Consider the following 17,180-nt stretch of genomic DNA (forward strand, 5'->3'; position numbering starts at 1 on the left):
TTTTTTGACAATTCGTTGTTGATTATTCTTCTTCAGAATAAGTTTTGGTGCTAAGTACGTTTTCCAGTTCTACTTTGGCGTTGATCACCTCAAGCATGGCCTGTAGCAGCTCTTGTTGCGCGGTGTAGAGTTGCCGCTGTGCCTCGCTAAACTCAAAGCTGCTGGCAAGGCCTTCAAAGAATTTGATCTGGTTCTTGTTCTCAATTCTTTCGGCCAGGGCGAGGCTTTCCTGCCGGGTTTCAAAATTTTCGAGGCTGTAGCGGTAGTCGGCTTTTGCGGCATCAATTTCCAAAGAGATCTGGTTGCGGGTTTCCTCGAGTTCCAGCATGGCCTGCTCGTATTCCAGTTGTTTTTGCTTGGTGCGCGAGTTTCTCATCCCGCTGCTAAACACAGGTACGTTAAGGCTTATCCCCAAAACCGACTGTTGGTAATACACCTGGTCATCATTAAAGAAGGTGAAAGAATCGCTGTTGCCGGTGGTGCCGTAGTTTACGAAGCCGGTTAAGCTTGGCAAAGCCTTGGCCTTTTCAAGCCTCACATAGATCTTGGCGGCTTCTGCGGAATTTTGAGCGATGCGCACATCTATATTTTCTTCTACCGGAATGCTTTCTTCCAGCAATTGTAGATCATAAAACTGAAGTGCCAGTGTGTTGAGGTCATCTGTTGGGATAATTTTCCGTTCTACCGGAAGGCCCATAGCCATATTGAGCAACTGGTAAGAGATGTTGAGCATTCTCTTGTTGCGGTTCAGGTTGTTCTCCAGGCTGAGGCGGGTGATTTTTAGCTGCTCTACGTCTTCCTCTTCGGTAAGGCCGTTCTCAAAGATCTTTTGGGTATCGTTGAGGTTTTTTGTCACATTCTCCAGGTTGTCCTCAAGGATTTCTACACTTTCTCTGGCCATAAGCACATTGCCGTAGGCGTTGATAATAGCTTTTCTCACCTCTAAATCGGTCTTGATTTTGGCATTTTTGGAGATTTGGAGCAGGGTGCGGGCCGACTGTACACCCACAATATAAGAACCGTCAAAAATGAGTTGAGACCAGGTGGCCGTGGCACTCAGGTTTTGTTGGGTGCCAAAACGCACCGGAACAAAAGATCCGGGTTCGCCTCCGCCAATCTCCCCCGGAATGAGCGTCACCGGCTGCTTCAAAAAGTTCTGATAATCGGCGTTGGCCGAAATCTGCGGCAGCCCCTGTGAAATGATCTCCCATTTTTGGGCCAGTGCTATTTCAACTTCTTTTTCAGACCTAAGGGAAGAATAGTTGTTCTCCAGGCCTATGGCGATAGCTTCTTCAAGCGACAGGGCCAGGGGCTGCGTCTGGGTTTCCTGGGCCGGGCTGTTGAGGTAAAGCAGACTGCTGAATAAGAATATCAATTTTTTCATGTTGTGCTGCTTGCGGTTAAATAATTTTCCAGTTTTTGGAGACCTTTTTGGCTTACAATGGCCCTCAGGTGGTATTCTAAATGCATATTTGTGAGTTGATGAGGGGAGAATTGAGGTTCGGGGAAAAATTCGTGATCTTTGGTTCCCAGAATCCCTACAAAATAAATACGGCTAATGAACTCCACGGGAAGCTCACTGCGATAAATGCCTTTTTCAATCCCCTTTTTAAGGTTGTCTCTTGTAATAGCCTTGAGCATTTCCCCTTGCTTTTCCCTCACTTTTAAGAAAACCTTCGGGTAGTATTTCTGCAATTGGTGCTGAGGGGAAGTTTTTTCGTGCTTTAAATGGGTACAGGCAAATTCTTTAATGGCGTATAATTCGGCTATGGGATCTTTGTCTTCAGCTTTAATCTGCTCAATCCCTTCAGCAATATTTTGAAATACAAAGTCGGCCGTGGCGTCTATCAACTTAATTTTTGTGGGAAAGTGGGCATAAATGGTCTTTTTTGAAATCCCGAGTTCCGCAGCGATCTCATCCATGGTAACGCTTTTCACGCCCAGGCTGATAAACATATCGGCTGCCTTTTCTACGATCTTATCTTTCAAGGTTTTGCGCTTATGAAGCTGCAAAGATAAAAACGGAAACTTAAAAAACAGTTAAAGTTTCCTTAGTTTTCTAAATGCCCAAAAAAGTAAATTTTAGCGCGGTTTATATATTTATTCCTGTTTTGGTATTTTAGCACAAAATCTATTTATGCTCTCAGTAGACCGCTATCAACAGGAATTTGAAGATTACCTTTCCCAAAATATCACAAAACAGGAACCTGCAAACCTCTATGATCCTATGGTTTACATTTTGGGCCTGAGAGGAAAAAGGGTAAGGCCGGTGCTGGTTTTGATGGCGGCAGAGATTTTTGGCAGTGACTACAAAAAAGCCCTTGATGCTGCACTTGCCATTGAGGTTTTTCACAATTTTTCGCTGGTACACGACGATATTATGGATGATGCGCCCTTAAGGCGTGGCGAACAAACCGTGCACGAGCGCTGGGATATCAATACCGGGATACTCTCGGGTGATGCCATGCTCATCAAGGCTTACCAGTTGTTCGAAAATTATCCCGGGGAAACCTTCAGGCGGCTTGCCGAGTTGTTTTCGAGCACTGCAATAAAGGTTTGTGAAGGGCAGCAGTATGATATGGATTTTGAGCTGCGGGAAAAAGTGAGCATTGAGGAGTACCTTAAAATGATAGAATACAAGACCGCTGTGCTGGTGGGGGCTTCCCTGAAGATGGGTGCTATTGTTGCTGAAGCTTCCGCAGAAAACTGCGACAGGATCTATGAATTCGGGAGGTTGCTGGGAATCGCATTCCAGTTGCAGGACGATTATCTAGACGCTTTTGGCGACCCCGATTCCTTCGGAAAACAGGTGGGGGGAGACATTATTGAGAACAAAAAGACCTTTTTGTACCTCACCTCCTTACAGCAGGCAGCTTCAAAAGAAGCGACACAGCTGGAACATCTGTATTCTATTAATCCGCCAGATCCTTCAGCAAAAGTGGAGACCGTAAAAGGCCTTTTTGAGAGTAGTGGTGCGGCTGAACTTACCCGTAAAGAAATTCAGAAATACACCACAAAGGCATTTGAGGTGCTCGAGGAATTGCAAATTTCGGAGGAAAGAAAAAAACCGCTCTACAATTTTGGAAAAGGTTTGATGAACCGGCAGGTTTAAAAATATCAAAAATATATAGTGACAAACGGCATTAAGGCATTTGCATAAATACTTTTCTCGTCGTCATGCAGCACATCATACCGCAAACCTATGCTCACAGGGCCTGTGACATAACCCAAACCCAGAAAAAGCCCCGGGTACCAGTAGGAATCGGTCTTATTTGCCCCGTCAAGTTTGAAATCCCGCGAAACATAATGTTCTTCAAATTCTGCGGAAAGCTGTAAAGGGTTTACGGGCCGCAGTAAACCAATAAGGCTGCCGCCAATGGTGTAAGAAGAGTGGCGGGAAGTATTATTATAGGAGCCAAGGAGGCCAACTCCGCCAGAAGCAAAAGCGTTGAAATCGTAGATGGCTTTTGGGGCCACGTATCCGCTGAAGTAGCCATTATTAACATTTAATCCCAAACTTCCCCCAAAATGAACATCTTCCCAAAATGCCCTTTTTGGCACCTCCCTCACCTGTGCAACCAAATATGAATGAGTGGGATAAAGAGCCAACATTAAAAGCAAAAGCTTCTTTTTGTTAAGGAGAAAGAAGTTCATAATGTTAAAAGTTTTTAAGGTATAAGGTAAATATATTAAATGCTCCTGTGCTTCTTTTTTAAAAATTGTACTTTTGTAACGTTTTACAAAAAAGAAACAGGTAGTTTCATCTTATGGATAAATTTTCATTTTTAAATGCCGCACATACAGCGTATTTCGCTGAGCTCTATGATCAATACCTACAATATCCCGACAGTGTAGAACCAAGCTGGAGAGCTTTTTTTCAGGGATTTGATTTTGGTCTGGAAACTTCAGGAAATGGGCAAACCTATATTGAACACCCCGAGAGCGGGGAGCCGGTAGAAATGTCAGATCAGGTTCTCAAAGAATTCAGGGTGGTAAAACTAATTGAAGGTTATCGCAGTCGCGGCCATCTTTTTACAAGGACCAATCCGGTACGGGAAAGAAGAAAATACAGCCCCACGCTGGATATTCAGAATTTTGATCTCGAGGAGAGTGACCTTGATACCGTGTTCAATGCGGGAGATATACTAGGCCTAGGCCCTTCTACCCTCAGGCAAATTGTACAGCATTTGCGCAAGGTGTACTGCGATTCTATTGGGGTGGAATACATGTTCATTAGAAACCCCGAACAGGTTAAGTGGATACAGGACAGGCTGAATATTAATGAGAACCAGCCTGCATTTACTGCAGATCAAAAGAAACATATTCTCAAGAAGCTCAACGAAGCAGTTTCATTTGAGAACTTTTTACATACCAAATACGTCGGGCAGAAAAGGTTTTCGCTGGAAGGAGGCGAAAGTTTAATTCCGGCGCTTGATGCTATCATTGAAAGGGCGGCCGACTTGGGTGTGAAAGATTTTGTGATGGGAATGGCCCACAGGGGTCGTCTTAGTACCCTCACAAATATCTTCGGAAAAAGTGCAAAAGACATCTTTACCGAATTTGACGGAAAAGATTATGAGGAGGATGTTTTTGACGGGGATGTGAAATACCACCTTGGATGGACTTCCTGCCGCAAAACCGACAGCGGGAAAGAGATCAATATAAATATTGCGCCCAACCCATCCCACCTGGAAACTGTTGGGGCGGTAGTACAGGGAATTACCCGCGGTAAGCAAGACCGTCACTACCAGAATAAAGCCGATGCCGTGCTTCCTATCATTGTTCACGGGGATGCGGCAATTGCCGGGCAGGGTATAGTTTATGAGATTGTGCAAATGTCACAGCTGGAAGGCTACACTACCGGAGGTACCATTCACATTGTGGTAAATAACCAGATTGGGTTTACTACCAACTATCTTGACGGGCGTTCGTCTACATATTGTACAGATGTGGCCAAGGTCACCAAATCTCCCGTGCTGCACGTAAATGCCGATGATGTTGAAGCTGTGGTGCACGCCGTGTTATTTGCGCTCGACTTCAGGATGAAGTTTGGAAAAGATGTGTTTATAGACCTGCTTGGCTATAGAAAATACGGGCATAACGAAGGGGATGAGCCAAGATTTACCCAGCCCAAACTTTACAAGGCTATTGCCAGCCACAGTAACCCGCGGGATATTTATGCCAAGAAGTTGCAGGAGCAGGGGGTTATTGATGACTCTCATGTGCAAAAGCTGGAAGAAGAATACAAAGCTAAGCTCGAAGAGAACCTGGAAGATTCCCGTAAGGAAGAAAAAACCAGGATCACTCCATTTATGCAGGATGAATGGGAAGGTTTTGAGCATGTAGATGAGTCCCGAATGATGGAAGATGTAGATACTACCATAGATATGGAGGTACTTACTGAAGTAGCCCAGGCAGTATCGGAACTTCCTTCAGATAAAAAATTCCTTAGAAAAATAAAGAAACTGGTAGAGCTTCGCCGCACCATGTTCTTTGAAAACAACAGCCTTGACTGGAGTATGGCCGAATTACTGGCTTACGGTACTCTTATCAAAGAAGGTTACTATGTAAGAATGAGCGGACAGGATGTGGAAAGAGGAACTTTTTCTCACCGTCACGCTGTGGTTAAGGTAGAAGACAGCGAAGAAGAGATCATCTTGCTTAACCAGATTAAAGGCACCATTTGCGATACCAAGAAAGGTTCGTCTTGTGACCTTAAGATCTATAACTCTCTTTTGTCTGAGTATGGTGTGGTTGGGTTTGATTATGGCTATGCCATGGCAAGCCCCAACTGTCTTACTATTTGGGAAGCGCAGTTTGGAGACTTTAGCAATGGAGCCCAAATAATGATTGACCAGTATATTTCGGCAGCCGAAGATAAATGGAAGCTTCAGAACGGATTGGTGATGTTCCTGCCTCATGGTTACGAAGGGCAGGGGGCAGAACACTCTTCGGGAAGAATGGAGCGATACCTGCAGCTATGCGCCAAAGACAATATGTTTGTTGCCGATGTTACCACGCCTGCAAACATGTTTCACCTGTTGAGAAGGCAAATGAAGGTGAACTACAGGAAACCTTTGATTATCTTTACTCCTAAGAGTTTGTTGAGGCATCCAAAAGTTGTCTCTACAAAAGAAGAGTTCGCAAATGGCACTTTCCAGCCTCTGCTTGACGATGCCTCTGCCAATAGTAGTAAGATTATATCCCTTGTGTTCTGTACCGGGAAATTCTACTATGACCTGCTTGAGCGCAGGGAAGAATTAGGGCGTGATGACGTGGCGCTGGTGCGCATTGAGCAGTTGTTCCCCTTGCCGTATGAGCAGATAAGAGCAGTGCTTGCGAAGTATGAAAATGCCGAAGACGTGGTGTGGGCACAGGAAGAGCCAAGAAATATGGGCGCTTATAGCCATTTGTTACTACATTTGGATGAAGCAAAGAGCTTTAGGGTGTGCAGCAGGAAGTTCTATGGTTCGCCTGCGGCAGGAAGTTCTGTGAGGTTCAAGAAGCGTCACGAAAAAGTTATAGAATCTGTTTTTGATAAGACCTCAGAGGTCACTGTTTAAATAATTGGAAAATTTGTCAGCAGTAGTTGGCGTATAAAAATAAAAAAGAAGAAATCATGGCTTTAGAAATGAAAGTCCCTTCTCCGGGAGAATCAATTACCGAAGTAGAAATCGCACAGTGGCTGGTTTCAGACGGAGATTATGTAGAAAAAGATCAGGCAATTGCCGAAGTAGACAGCGACAAAGCGACCCTTGAACTTCCGGCAGAAGCCAGCGGGATCATCACCCTTAAGGCAGAAGAAGGCGATGCCGTAGCTGTAGGGCAGGTGGTTTGCCTTATTGATACCGATGCTCCAAAACCCGGAGTTGGAGAGAGTGATTCTAAAGAAGTGGTAAAAGAAGAGAAGCAGGCAACTTCAGCTAAAGAAGAAGAGCTTGAATCTTCAGAAAAAGACAATAAAAAGGCGGAGGCCAAAACCGAATCGTCTTCAAAACCAAGTACTCCGGCTCAACAGCAGGATACTTATGCTACAGGCAGCCCTTCACCCGCAGCCAGGAAAATCCTGGATGAGAAAGGAATGGATGCAAAGTCGGTTAAAGGTACAGGCCGTGATGGCAGGATCACCAAAGAAGATGCTGCAAATGCAAAACCCTCCATGGGTACTCCGGGTAATGGTAAGCGCGGGGAAGAGCGCAAGAAAATGTCTATGTTGCGCCGCCGTTTGGCCGAGCGTTTGGTAGATGTTAAGAATGAAACCGCTATGCTTACTACTTTTAACGAAGTAGACATGTCGGCGATCTTCTCGCTTCGCAAGCAGTACAAAGATGAATTTAAAGACAGGCACGGGGTAAGCCTCGGCTTTATGTCTTTCTTTACTCTTGCGGTAGTGAGAGCCCTTGATCTTTATCCCGGTGTGAATTCAATGATCGATGGAGATTACCAGGTAAAGTATGACTACAAAGACATAAGTATTGCCGTATCTGGGCCAAAAGGTTTGATGGTGCCGGTTTTGAGAAATGCCGAAAATATGAGCTTTAGGGCTGTAGAGGCCGAGATCAAGCGTCTTGCCATCAAGGTGCGCGACGGTCAAATCACTGTTGATGAAATGACCGGAGGTACCTTTACCATTACCAATGGCGGGGTGTTTGGATCTATGCTTTCTACGCCAATCATCAATCCTCCGCAAAGCGGAATCCTCGGAATGCACAATATTGTAGACCGCCCTGTTGCTATTGACGGGCATGTGGAGATTCGTCCTATCATGTATGTTGCCCTTTCCTACGATCACAGGATCATTGATGGTAAAGAATCTGTAGGTTTCCTTGTGGCAGTAAAAGAAGCCCTTGAAAACCCTGAAGAACTGCTGATGGATAACGACGTGAAAAGAGCTCTGGAGCTCTAGGGTCTTTAAAATAGTAAAAAAGAAAGGCAATGATTTCAAAAATCATTGCCTTTCTTTTTTGTGCTAATAGGCCAACAGGGTGTAGATGTTGAGCAACAGCACAAAAATTATGAATACTGCCATCAAAGCCGGAAACACCGGCAGGTGCTTTAGGTTTAAGAAATTCATAGCGGTAGATTTTTTTGGTAACTGTAAGTTAGAAAAAACACTGCCGCTCCCATATGGGGGGAATCCCCCAATTTTTACTTATTTTAGATAGAGGTTCATTGATTTGTAGTCAATAATCGCTTTTCCTTTTTTAAGGATGTCGGCACCAATAATTCCCTGTACCTTTTCGGCTTTGTGTTTAACCAGGGCATCATTCACATGGCGCAGGTCGAAAAGCACCAGATCTACCTTCTTCTTTTTCCAGCCTTTAATTTCAATAATGTTTTTTTGGGCGATTTGGGTCATCATATTCGTAGCCCCCGCACCGGCTGCTTTGATGTCGCTGTCTTCGGCCAGGAGTTCAAAATGGGAAACGGCTTCAAGCCCCACGCAGGTGCTGGATGCCCCGGTGTCGAGAATGAAATTTCCTTCTATCTGGTTTATTTTCGCTTTTAATTCTAAATGCTGAGTGGCTGTATAGGTTAGTGGAATTTTTTTATATCCTTTTTCTTTCAGTAACTTCTTAAGGGATGCCATTCTTTTCTTTTTTGACAAAGATAGCTGTATAAAATAAATTAATTTTGCCCTCATGACAATTACCGATACGCATACGCACCTCTACAGCGAATCTTTTGATGACGACCGTAAGGAAATGATTGAAAGAGCCATAGCTGCCAATATTACAAGATTCTTTATTCCGGCAATAGATTCGGCATATATCCAGGATATGTACGCCCTGGAAAAGGCATTTCCGGAACATATTTTTCTTATGGCCGGTTTGCATCCCACTCATGTGAAGGAGAATTATATGGAAGAACTGGCCATAGTTGAGAAGCAGCTTGAGGAGAGAAAATTTTATGCCGTTGGCGAGACCGGGGTTGATTTATATTGGGATAAATCTACACTAAAAATTCAGCAGGAAGCCTTCAGGTATCAAATCCAGCTTGCAAAAAAGCATAAATTGCCAATTGTGATCCACTGCCGTGAGGCTTTTGATGAAGTTTTTGAAGTCCTGGAACAGGAGAAAGGCGACGGACTTTTTGGTATCTTTCATTGCTTTACCGGCACCTATGAGCAGGCCCAAAAAGCTCTTTCTTACAACATGAAGCTGGGGATTGGCGGGGTATTAACCTTCAAAAATGGCAAAATTGACCGGTTTTTAAGTAAAATTCCGCTTAGTGAAATTGTGCTTGAGACCGATGCGCCTTACCTGGCTCCAGTGCCGTACAGGGGCAAAAGAAATGAGAGCCTTTACATTGTAGAAGTGCTTAATAAAGCGGCAGAGGTTTATAACACCACCCCCAAAGAGGTTGCCGAGGTTACTACCCGCAACTCCCGGGAGATTTTTGGGATATAGCAGAGACTTGTGCTTATAATTTTGTTTTTTTGCTAACTCTAATGATGAAACAGTGACAAATTACGACGATATTCGGTTTTATGAGGATGATGAAGTGCAGGATGCTCTTAAAGAGTATATAAGGCACCCCATGATAAAGGGGCTTTTAAACTACACTTTTCCGAATGTTGCTTTTGAAAAGATAGAGGAGAAGGTTGTAAAGTGCAACTCCATACGGGATTTTCAAACTGAAATTATTTACCACACCGTTCAAAAAGTGCTGAGTAAAAGTTCTGAAGGTTTAAGTTATTCAGGTTTCGACCTACTAAAAAAAGACGAATCTTATCTTTATATTTCCAACCACCGCGATATCGTTCTCGATACTTCTCTCTTAAACTGTGTGTTGTATGAGAGTGATCTGCGAATGACTGCTTCAGCCATTGGTGATAACCTCGTAAAAAAACCGTTTTTGCTTGCCCTTTCACGCCTCAATCGAAATTTTCTTGTAAAAAGAGGAATTAGTCCGAGGGAAATGCTGAAGAGTTCTCAAAAACTTTCAGAATATATAAGAAAGCTGCTGCTTGAAGATAAACGCTCAGTTTGGATGGCGCAGCGGGAAGGGCGAACCAAAGACGGAAATGACAATACCCAGCAGGGAGTGTTGAAGATGCTGGCCATGGCTAAAGGAGATGACTCTGTAGCCGAATATTTTACTAAACTGAAGATAGTGCCTGTGTCGATCTCTTATGAATTTGATCCTACAGATGTGCTTAAGCTGCCCGAAATTCTCGCCAAAAGGATGGAGCAGATCTATATAAAATCGGCTAACGAAGATTTTAAATCTATACTTAAAGGCGCGCTTGGGAATAAGGGAAGAATACATATTTCGGCCGGGGAGCCTATTAGTGCAGCGGCCCTTGGCGAAATTGAAGCAACAGCAGGTTCAATGAACGAGCAGCTTCAGAAGATAACCGCCAGTATAGATTCTCGCGTGCACCAGAACTACAAGCTCTGGCCTGCCAACTACATAGCTTTTGACCTGCTGAACGGTAGCAGCATGTTTCAGGAAAAATATACTTCAAAGCAAAAGCGGCAATTTGAAAGGCGTCTTACCCGGCGGGTCAACTTTAAAAATGCCCTTGAGGTGAACAGTTACCTCCTCATGTATGCCAATCCGGTAATAAATCAGAAGAATCAGCATGAAAACCAGCGCTAATATTCTCCTTATTTACACCGGGGGAACCATTGGTATGGTGAAAGATTTTGAGACAGGAGCGCTCAAAGCTTTCAACTTTAGTGAGCTGCTTCAAAATATCCCCGAATTAAAACTCCTGGAGCACAATATTGATACGGTGAGTTTTGAGCGGCCCATAGACTCTTCCAACATGAACCCTGCTTCCTGGTTGCATTTGGCAGAGATCATCGAGGAGAACTATGATATATACGACGGCTTTGTGGTGTTACATGGCAGTGACACCATGTCTTACAGTGCTTCGGCCCTCAGTTTTATGTTTGAGAACCTGTCTAAGCCCGTAATTTTTACCGGCTCTCAGTTGCCTATTGGAGACCTGAGGACAGACGCTAAAGAAAACCTTATTACCAGTATACAAATTGCGGGACTTCAAAAAAACGGCAAACCTGTAATTACCGAGGTGGGGCTTTATTTTGAATACAAGCTTTACCGGGGCAACCGTACGTCTAAGATAAATGCCGAACACTTTCAGGCTTTTGCCTCGCCTAATTATCCGCCACTGGTAAATTCGGGGGTGCACCTTGCCGTTAATGATGCTTACTTATGGCAGCCGCACAACCGGCGAAAGATGAAACTTCACAAGGGGCTAAAGGATGAGATCGCTTTAATAAAGATTTTTCCGGGAATAAACAGGAGCTTGCTGGAGTATATCTTGGCCAAAGAAGGATTAAAAGGAGTGATCCTGGAAACCTATGGCAGCGGCAATGCCCCCACGCAAGATTGGTTTGTGCAGCTGTTAAAAGATGCTATTTCCCGCGGAGTGGTCATTGTCAATGTTACCCAGTGTATTGGGGGCAGTGTGGCTATGGGGCAGTATGAAACCAGTACCCAGCTCAAAAAGATTGGTGTGGTTTCGGGTAAAGACATTACAACAGAGGCAGCTGTGACAAAAATGATGTATTTACTGGCAAAGGAACTTAGTCCAAAAGTTTTTCGAACAATTTTTGAAACATCTTTACGAGGGGAAATGTCGTAAATTTTGCTGCTGTTACTTGACCGGCTTCTCTTTTTTTTCGTTATTTGGCGAACTGTTCAGAAAAAGTTAAAAAAGCGCTGGAGAGTTTTGATAATAGAGAGGTGGCCGAGTGGTCGAAGGCGCACGCCTGGAAAGTGTGTATACCCCACAAGGGTATCGAGGGTTCGAATCCCTTCCTCTCTGCTAGTTATTTTTATTTGAATAAATATTTATATCTTTAACCCGTTAACTAATTAAATTAAGACAAAAAGTAATGAAAAGATTATTTTCAATTTTGGTGATCGCTACAATTATGGTGTTCGGAGCCGTAGATGTGAATGCGACAAATAACGTGAATGCCCTGCCGGCTACCATGGTGAACTTTGTTCAGGATGAAGATCAGGCGGTTGCTGAAGAAACTCAAGATGTAGGATTTCACCAGGAGCTGAAAAGGCGCTTCATCGAAGGTGGTCCAGGTTTTATGGGAATCGTACTTCTTTGTTTGATCCTTGGTCTGGCAATTGCAATTGAAAGAATTATATACCTTAACCTTGCTACTACCAATACAAAAAAATTGGCACAAGATGTTGAGGATGCACTAAATACTGGAGGTATTGAAGCTGCCAAGGATGTTTGTCGTAACACAAAAGGTCCTGTTGCTTCTATTTATTACCAGGGTCTTGACCGTGCTGAAGAAGGTACTGAAGCTGCTGAGAAAGCTGTTGTGGCTTACGGTGGTGTTCAAATGGGGCTTCTTGAAAAGAACGTTTCCTGGGTATCTCTGTTTATCGCTCTTGCTCCTATGCTTGGGTTCATGGGTACGGTAATTGGTATGATCGAAGCCTTCGATAGAATTGAAGCAGCGGGAGATATGCAGCCTTCACTTGTTGCAGGTGGTATTAAGATCGCACTTCTTACTACAGTATTTGGTTTGATCGTAGCTATTATCCTTCAAATCTTCTACAACTATATCATCGCTAAAATTGACCGTATTGTAAACGATATGGAAGATGCTTCTATCACTTTGATGGATATCCTTGTAGAGTACAAGAATAAAAGAAGAGTATAATAATACCAAGATTTAATTATGACCTTACATAAAATATTAAAATATCTAGCGCTCGTCATTGGAGTGGTTGGGCTCATCCTTTGGGGGAGAGTTCTCATGGCCGGTGATGATGCTATAGAAAATTCAGCCGATGTACAGGCAAGCGTGGTATCTCCATTCTTATATGTGGCATATCTTGTGTTTGCTATTATTGTGCTGCTGGTTGTGTTCTTTGTAATAAAAGGATTGTTCTCTGGCGATATTAAAAGAACCCTTATTGCAGTAGGATCTTTTATACTCGTAGTGGCAATTGCCTATGTGCTTACCGATGGTACAGAGAAACAACTAAGAGACGGAACAATGCTTTCAGCAAATACAGACCACTGGGTGGGTGCAGGTCTTGTGACCTTCTATATACTTGCCGCAGCTGCAGTATTGCTAATGGTACTTTCGGGAGTAAGAAAACTTATAAAGTAATAAAAAGCTATGGCCAGACGATCTACACCTGAAGTAAATGCCGGTTCATTGGCCGACATCGCGTTCTTGCTTTTGATTTTCTTCCTGGTGACCACAACTATTGAGACCGATAGCGGTATCAGCAGAAAGTTACCTCCAATGCAGGATGAAAACGTTGAACCACCAATTATCAAAGAAAAGAATATTTTCAAGGTAATTGTAAACCGTAATAACGATCTGTTAGTAGAAGATGAGCTCATGGAGCTTAAAGATCTTAGAGACGCTGCCATTGCCTTTTTGGACAACGGTGGCGGAGTAGGCCCCGAGGCATGTGATTATTGCCAGGGTGCCGGAGATCCAACTTCTTCAGATAACCCGATCAAAGCGGTAATTATGCTGGTAAATGACAGGCAAACAGAGTATGGAACTTATATTGCAGTTCAAAACGAACTTGTAGGTGCATATAATGAGTTGCGTGATCGTACCGCCCAAAGGTTGTACGGCAGGTCCTTTGCTCAAATGGAAGCAGATTACAACAGCGTGACTTTTACAGGAAATAAGGACAGGTTAAAAGAGCAAATTGAGGAAGTGAAAGATATGTGGCCTCAAAAACTCTCTGAAGCCGATCCTAAAAATTAATCGCGAAAATTAAAAACTATGGCAAAATTCAATAAGAAAAAAAGTAGTGAACTACCCGCGATCAATACTTCGGCCCTGCCAGATATCGTATTTATGCTGCTTTTCTTCTTCATGGTTGCTACAACAATGAGGGAGACCACCCTGAAGGTGCAAAACACTTTGCCTTATGCCGACCAGGTGGAAAAACTTGACAAAAAAGATCTTGTAATGTACATCTATGCTGGTAAACCCAGTGAGAGGTTTCAACAAAACTTTGGTACAGAAGCAAGGATACAATTAAATGACAATTTCGCAGAGGTTACTGATATCCAGCAGTTCATTTATGCTGAAAGAGAAACAAAAAGGGAAGAACTTGTTCCTTTCCTTACCACAGCTCTTAAAGTAGACCACGAAACCAACATGGGGCTGGTATCTGATATTAAGATGGAACTTAGAAAAGCTGAAGCTCTTAAGATCAACTACACCACCCGTACAGGTGACGCGTCACAGAATTTAAATTAAAATCAATTCATTATTTTTTGAAGATCCCCTTTCAGGTTCATGAAAGGGGATTTTTTTTGAATGCTGTTTAGCTTCGCATTATCTTTGATTAAAATATTTTAATGCACCACATCCAAAAATGGCATTTTCTCCTTTTGTTATTCTTGCCTTTTTTTCTGAAAGCGCAGGAGAAGAATGATATCCCGGCTGTTGTAGATAGCTTGTATCGCGAAGATCAGGTTTATGTGAGCTTTACCTATAACATTGTTAGCGGTGGTCCTTCTGAAATAAAGAGCTCACAATTTTCCGGGGGCTTTCACACCGGTTTTATAAGGGACTTTCCTCTCAATTCACGCCGGAATGTGGCCCTGGGGGTTGGCCTGGGCTGGTCTCTTGATACCTATGGCCAAAACCTGTTCATAGGGGAAGCCACAGAGGGGGAAGGAACGCGTTTTACAGTACTCAACAGAGACAGGGTGGACTTCGATGCAAATCGCTTTACCACGCAGTCTATAGATCTCCCTATCCAGTTTAGATGGCGCACTTCAACTCCCGAAAGTTATAAATTCTGGCGCATCTATACCGGGATCCGTCCCGCCTATGTTTACCATTTTCAGTCTAAGTTTGTGCAGGATGGCAACAGCTTTAGGGAGACGAACATTCCTGAATTTGAAAAACTACGGTTAGGCGCAACCTTTACTTTTGGTTATAACACCTTTAATTTTTCTTTTTATTACAGCCTCAACTCTTTCTTTAAAGATGCCGCGGTGAATAATGAAGATCTCGATCTTCGCACTTTCCAGGTGGGGCTTACTTTCTACTTGTTATAACCACACAATGGCCGCGATAGCCTGTGGGAGAATTCCCAGTATCAGGCCTGTAAATAATTCGGAATAGGAATGTGCCCCATAAAACAGCCGGGAAGTAGCAGTAAGTCCGGTGATGGCTACAAGAAAACTTATGCTGTAAACCAGGTTCAGGTGGAAGTGTATACTAAGCAGGACCAAAAACCCGATGAGGCCGCCTAAGCCTATCATGTGCAGGCTCGCTTTGATCTTTGCAAACAATAAGAACAGTGCCATAACTGATGAAGCCATTACTCCTGCAAAAAAGTAGTAGAGGGCCGGGTAATCAAAAGTATTTATGACGTACTTTAGAACTACAAAATCCAGCCCGGCATAGAGGAGCAGGGGCCATTTTCTTTCCCTTAGCTCATTTAGATAATGATCTTTCACCTTCCCCAAAGTTCTCAGCATATAGACATATACAATGGGGATGAATATAGTGATGATTGCCACGGCCAAAAGCTTGGCTTTAATCACTTCTAAGGGGAAAAACCTTGGGGTTACCAGGAAATAGATCAAAGTGCCAGCAAATGGCATCCAAACCGGATGGAAGAGGAAGGAAGCCGACCTTAGAAGAAGCTTCATTAAATTTCTTTTCGAAGACGGGCAACGGGAATATCCAGCTGCTCCCGGTATTTGGCTACTGTACGTCGTGCAATAGGATATCCTTTCTCCTTCAGGATCTTCGCCAGTTTCTCGTCGGTTAATGGTTTTCTCTTGTTTTCATCCTCAATGGTCATCTCCAGGATCTTCTTGATCTCACGGGTAGACACGTCTTCCCCCTGGTCATTTTTCATAGATTCAGAAAAGAACTCTTTAATGAGTTTAGTCCCATAGGGAGTGTCAACATACTTGCTGTTGGCCACACGGGAAACGGTTGACACATCCATGTCGATCTCGTCGGCAATATCTTTTAAGATCATTGGCCTGAGGTTCCTTTCATCACCGGTGAGAAAATACTCTTTCTGATAGTTCATGATAGCGCTCATTGTAACAAACAGCGTTGTTTGCCGCTGCTTAATAGCTTCTATGAACCATTTTGCAGCATCGAGCTTTTGTTTGATGAACATCACCGCATCCTTCTGCGCCTTGCTCTTTTCTCTCGACTCCTTATAGCCTTTCAGCATTTCACTGTAGTCTTTTGAGACGTGCATTTCGGGTGCATTTCGGCCGTTAAGGCTCAATTCCAGTTCACCTTCAGAGATCTTGATCGTAAAATCGGGGATCACGTGCTCCACAGCCCTGGTATTGCCTGCATAGGCACCACCGGGTTTAGGGTTGAGATGTTCAATGACATCTATGGCGTTGCGAAGTTCTTCTTCAGAAATATCGTGCTTTGAAAGTAGTTTCTGGTAATGTTTTTTACTGAACTGGTCAAAAGACTTTTCTATAATGTCTTTTGCGAGGCTTACCGGCCGGGTTTGTTCCTTCCGGTTTAACTGAATGAGCAAACACTCCTGAAGGCTTCTTGCCCCCACCCCGGCAGGATCCAGTTCATGAACGTATTTTAATACTTTTTCAACAGTTTCTTCATCGGTATAAATGTTTTGCGTAAAAGCCAGGTCGTCTACTATATCCTGAACCGACCTTCGTATATATCCGCTTTCATCCACGCTTCCCACCAAAAATTCGGCAATCTCTTCTTCAGATTCATTGAGCCTTAAAGTGCTCAACTGCGTCTTTAAATACTGGGTAAAAGAAGTGCCCGAGGCATAAGGTACCTGCCTGTCTTCGTCATCGGCGCTGTAATTGTTGGCCTGTAAACGATAGCTGGGAATCTCGTCGTCGCTTAAATATTCATCTACATCAATATCGGTGTCTATGCTTTCATTTCCGGGATCGTCTTCCTGGTAATCGTCTGTCTTGAAATCTTCTTCGTACTCGTCGCTCTCCTCCTTGCCGCCTTCAAGGGCAGGATTTTCCTCCATTTCTTGCTTAAGCCGTTGCTCAAAAGCCTGTGTAGGCAGCTGGATAAGCTTCATCAACTGAATTTGCTGAGGGGAAAGCTTTTGAGATAATTTGAAATTTAACTGCTGTTTTAGCATATACTTACTGGCTTTTTATAAAAATAAAAAAAACAATCTACAAACGTAAACGAACGCAGATTGTTTTATGA

General features: G+C 43.5%; 17 protein-coding genes and 1 tRNA gene. 12 read left to right on the top strand and 6 right to left on the bottom strand.

The features are described from left to right. Window positions 1–22 precede the first annotated feature (22 nt). Entirely contained in the window at window positions 23–1,384 is a 1,362-nt protein-coding gene (locus JRG66_RS08640) for a TolC family protein (RefSeq protein WP_265162364.1), read from the bottom strand. Continuing rightward, window positions 1,381–1,989: a TetR/AcrR family transcriptional regulator gene (locus JRG66_RS08645; protein ID WP_265162365.1), complete on the bottom strand. Its 609-nt coding sequence runs from the start codon at window positions 1,987–1,989 to the stop codon at window positions 1,381–1,383. Before JRG66_RS08645 ends, JRG66_RS08640 begins: the two co-directional genes overlap by 4 nt. Before the next feature lie 148 nt (window positions 1,990–2,137). Here JRG66_RS08645 and JRG66_RS08650 point away from each other — a divergent pair, with 148 nt between their 5' ends. Then, window positions 2,138–3,112, top strand: a complete 975-nt coding sequence (locus tag JRG66_RS08650; protein WP_265162366.1) for a polyprenyl synthetase family protein — start codon at window positions 2,138–2,140, stop codon at window positions 3,110–3,112. 5 nt (window positions 3,113–3,117) lie between these two features. Here JRG66_RS08650 and JRG66_RS08655 read toward each other — a convergent pair whose 3' ends face one another. Continuing rightward, entirely contained in the window at window positions 3,118–3,654 is a 537-nt protein-coding gene (locus JRG66_RS08655) for an alpha-ketoglutarate decarboxylase (protein ID WP_265162367.1), read from the bottom strand. Window positions 3,655–3,767: 113 nt separating this feature from the next. Here JRG66_RS08655 and JRG66_RS08660 point away from each other — a divergent pair, with 113 nt between their 5' ends. Both JRG66_RS08660 and odhB read left to right on the top strand, forming a co-directional pair. Next, on the top strand, window positions 3,768–6,563 hold the full coding sequence (locus JRG66_RS08660; RefSeq protein ID WP_265162368.1) for a 2-oxoglutarate dehydrogenase E1 component: 2,796 nt from the start codon (window positions 3,768–3,770) through the stop codon (window positions 6,561–6,563). Window positions 6,564–6,619: 56 nt separating this feature from the next. Further along, window positions 6,620–7,906 carry a 2-oxoglutarate dehydrogenase complex dihydrolipoyllysine-residue succinyltransferase gene (odhB, locus tag JRG66_RS08665; RefSeq protein ID WP_265162369.1) on the top strand — a complete coding sequence of 429 codons (1,287 nt, stop codon included), beginning with the start codon at window positions 6,620–6,622 and terminating at the stop codon, window positions 7,904–7,906. 246 nt (window positions 7,907–8,152) lie between these two features. On the opposite strand, the gene JRG66_RS08670 is transcribed toward odhB, so the two are convergent. Continuing rightward, on the bottom strand, window positions 8,153–8,590 hold the full coding sequence (locus JRG66_RS08670) for a retropepsin-like aspartic protease (RefSeq protein WP_265162370.1): 438 nt from the start codon (window positions 8,588–8,590) through the stop codon (window positions 8,153–8,155). A gap of 52 nt (window positions 8,591–8,642) precedes the next feature. On the opposite strand from JRG66_RS08670, the gene JRG66_RS08675 reads away from it, so the two are divergent. The 9 genes from JRG66_RS08675 to JRG66_RS08715 all read left to right on the top strand — a co-directional run bounded on the left by JRG66_RS08675 (window position 8,643) and on the right by JRG66_RS08715 (window position 15,049). After that, window positions 8,643–9,410, top strand: a complete 768-nt coding sequence (locus tag JRG66_RS08675; protein WP_265162371.1) for a TatD family hydrolase — start codon at window positions 8,643–8,645, stop codon at window positions 9,408–9,410. 52 nt (window positions 9,411–9,462) lie between these two features. Beyond that, entirely contained in the window at window positions 9,463–10,605 is a 1,143-nt protein-coding gene (locus tag JRG66_RS08680) for a 1-acyl-sn-glycerol-3-phosphate acyltransferase (protein ID WP_265162372.1), read from the top strand. Then, complete coding sequence (locus tag JRG66_RS08685; RefSeq protein ID WP_265162373.1) at window positions 10,589–11,617, top strand: asparaginase; 1,029 nt, start codon at window positions 10,589–10,591, stop codon at window positions 11,615–11,617. The genes JRG66_RS08680 and JRG66_RS08685 overlap by 17 nt, the downstream gene beginning before the upstream one ends. 95 nt (window positions 11,618–11,712) lie before the next feature. After that, window positions 11,713–11,800: transfer RNA gene (locus JRG66_RS08690), tRNA-Ser, on the top strand. A gap of 70 nt (window positions 11,801–11,870) precedes the next feature. Further along, window positions 11,871–12,665 (top strand): MotA/TolQ/ExbB proton channel family protein, encoded by a 795-nt coding sequence (locus JRG66_RS08695; protein ID WP_265162374.1) that lies wholly within the window; start codon window positions 11,871–11,873, stop codon window positions 12,663–12,665. Window positions 12,666–12,683: 18 nt separating this feature from the next. Next, a complete protein-coding gene (locus JRG66_RS08700; RefSeq protein WP_265162375.1) occupies window positions 12,684–13,121 on the top strand; it encodes a hypothetical protein in 438 nt (145 codons plus the stop codon). 9 nt (window positions 13,122–13,130) lie between these two features. Beyond that, window positions 13,131–13,739: an ExbD/TolR family protein gene (locus JRG66_RS08705; protein WP_265162376.1), complete on the top strand. Its 609-nt coding sequence runs from the start codon at window positions 13,131–13,133 to the stop codon at window positions 13,737–13,739. Between the two features lie 18 nt (window positions 13,740–13,757). Next, window positions 13,758–14,240, top strand: a complete 483-nt coding sequence (locus JRG66_RS08710; protein WP_265162377.1) for an ExbD/TolR family protein — start codon at window positions 13,758–13,760, stop codon at window positions 14,238–14,240. Window positions 14,241–14,341: 101 nt separating this feature from the next. Beyond that, on the top strand, window positions 14,342–15,049 hold the full coding sequence (locus JRG66_RS08715) for a porin family protein (RefSeq protein WP_265162378.1): 708 nt from the start codon (window positions 14,342–14,344) through the stop codon (window positions 15,047–15,049). Here JRG66_RS08715 and JRG66_RS08720 read toward each other — a convergent pair. Further along, on the bottom strand, window positions 15,044–15,649 hold the full coding sequence (locus tag JRG66_RS08720) for a hypothetical protein (RefSeq protein WP_265162379.1): 606 nt from the start codon (window positions 15,647–15,649) through the stop codon (window positions 15,044–15,046). The genes JRG66_RS08715 and JRG66_RS08720 overlap by 6 nt on opposite strands. Beyond that, window positions 15,649–17,109 (bottom strand): RNA polymerase factor sigma-54, encoded by a 1,461-nt coding sequence (gene rpoN, locus JRG66_RS08725; RefSeq protein ID WP_265162380.1) that lies wholly within the window; start codon window positions 17,107–17,109, stop codon window positions 15,649–15,651. The genes JRG66_RS08720 and rpoN overlap by 1 nt, the downstream gene beginning before the upstream one ends. Between the last annotated feature and the right edge of the window lie 71 nt (window positions 17,110–17,180).

The sequence above is a fragment of the Salinimicrobium tongyeongense genome (assembly GCF_026109735.1).
GTDB lineage: Bacteria > Bacteroidota > Bacteroidia > Flavobacteriales > Flavobacteriaceae > Salinimicrobium > Salinimicrobium tongyeongense.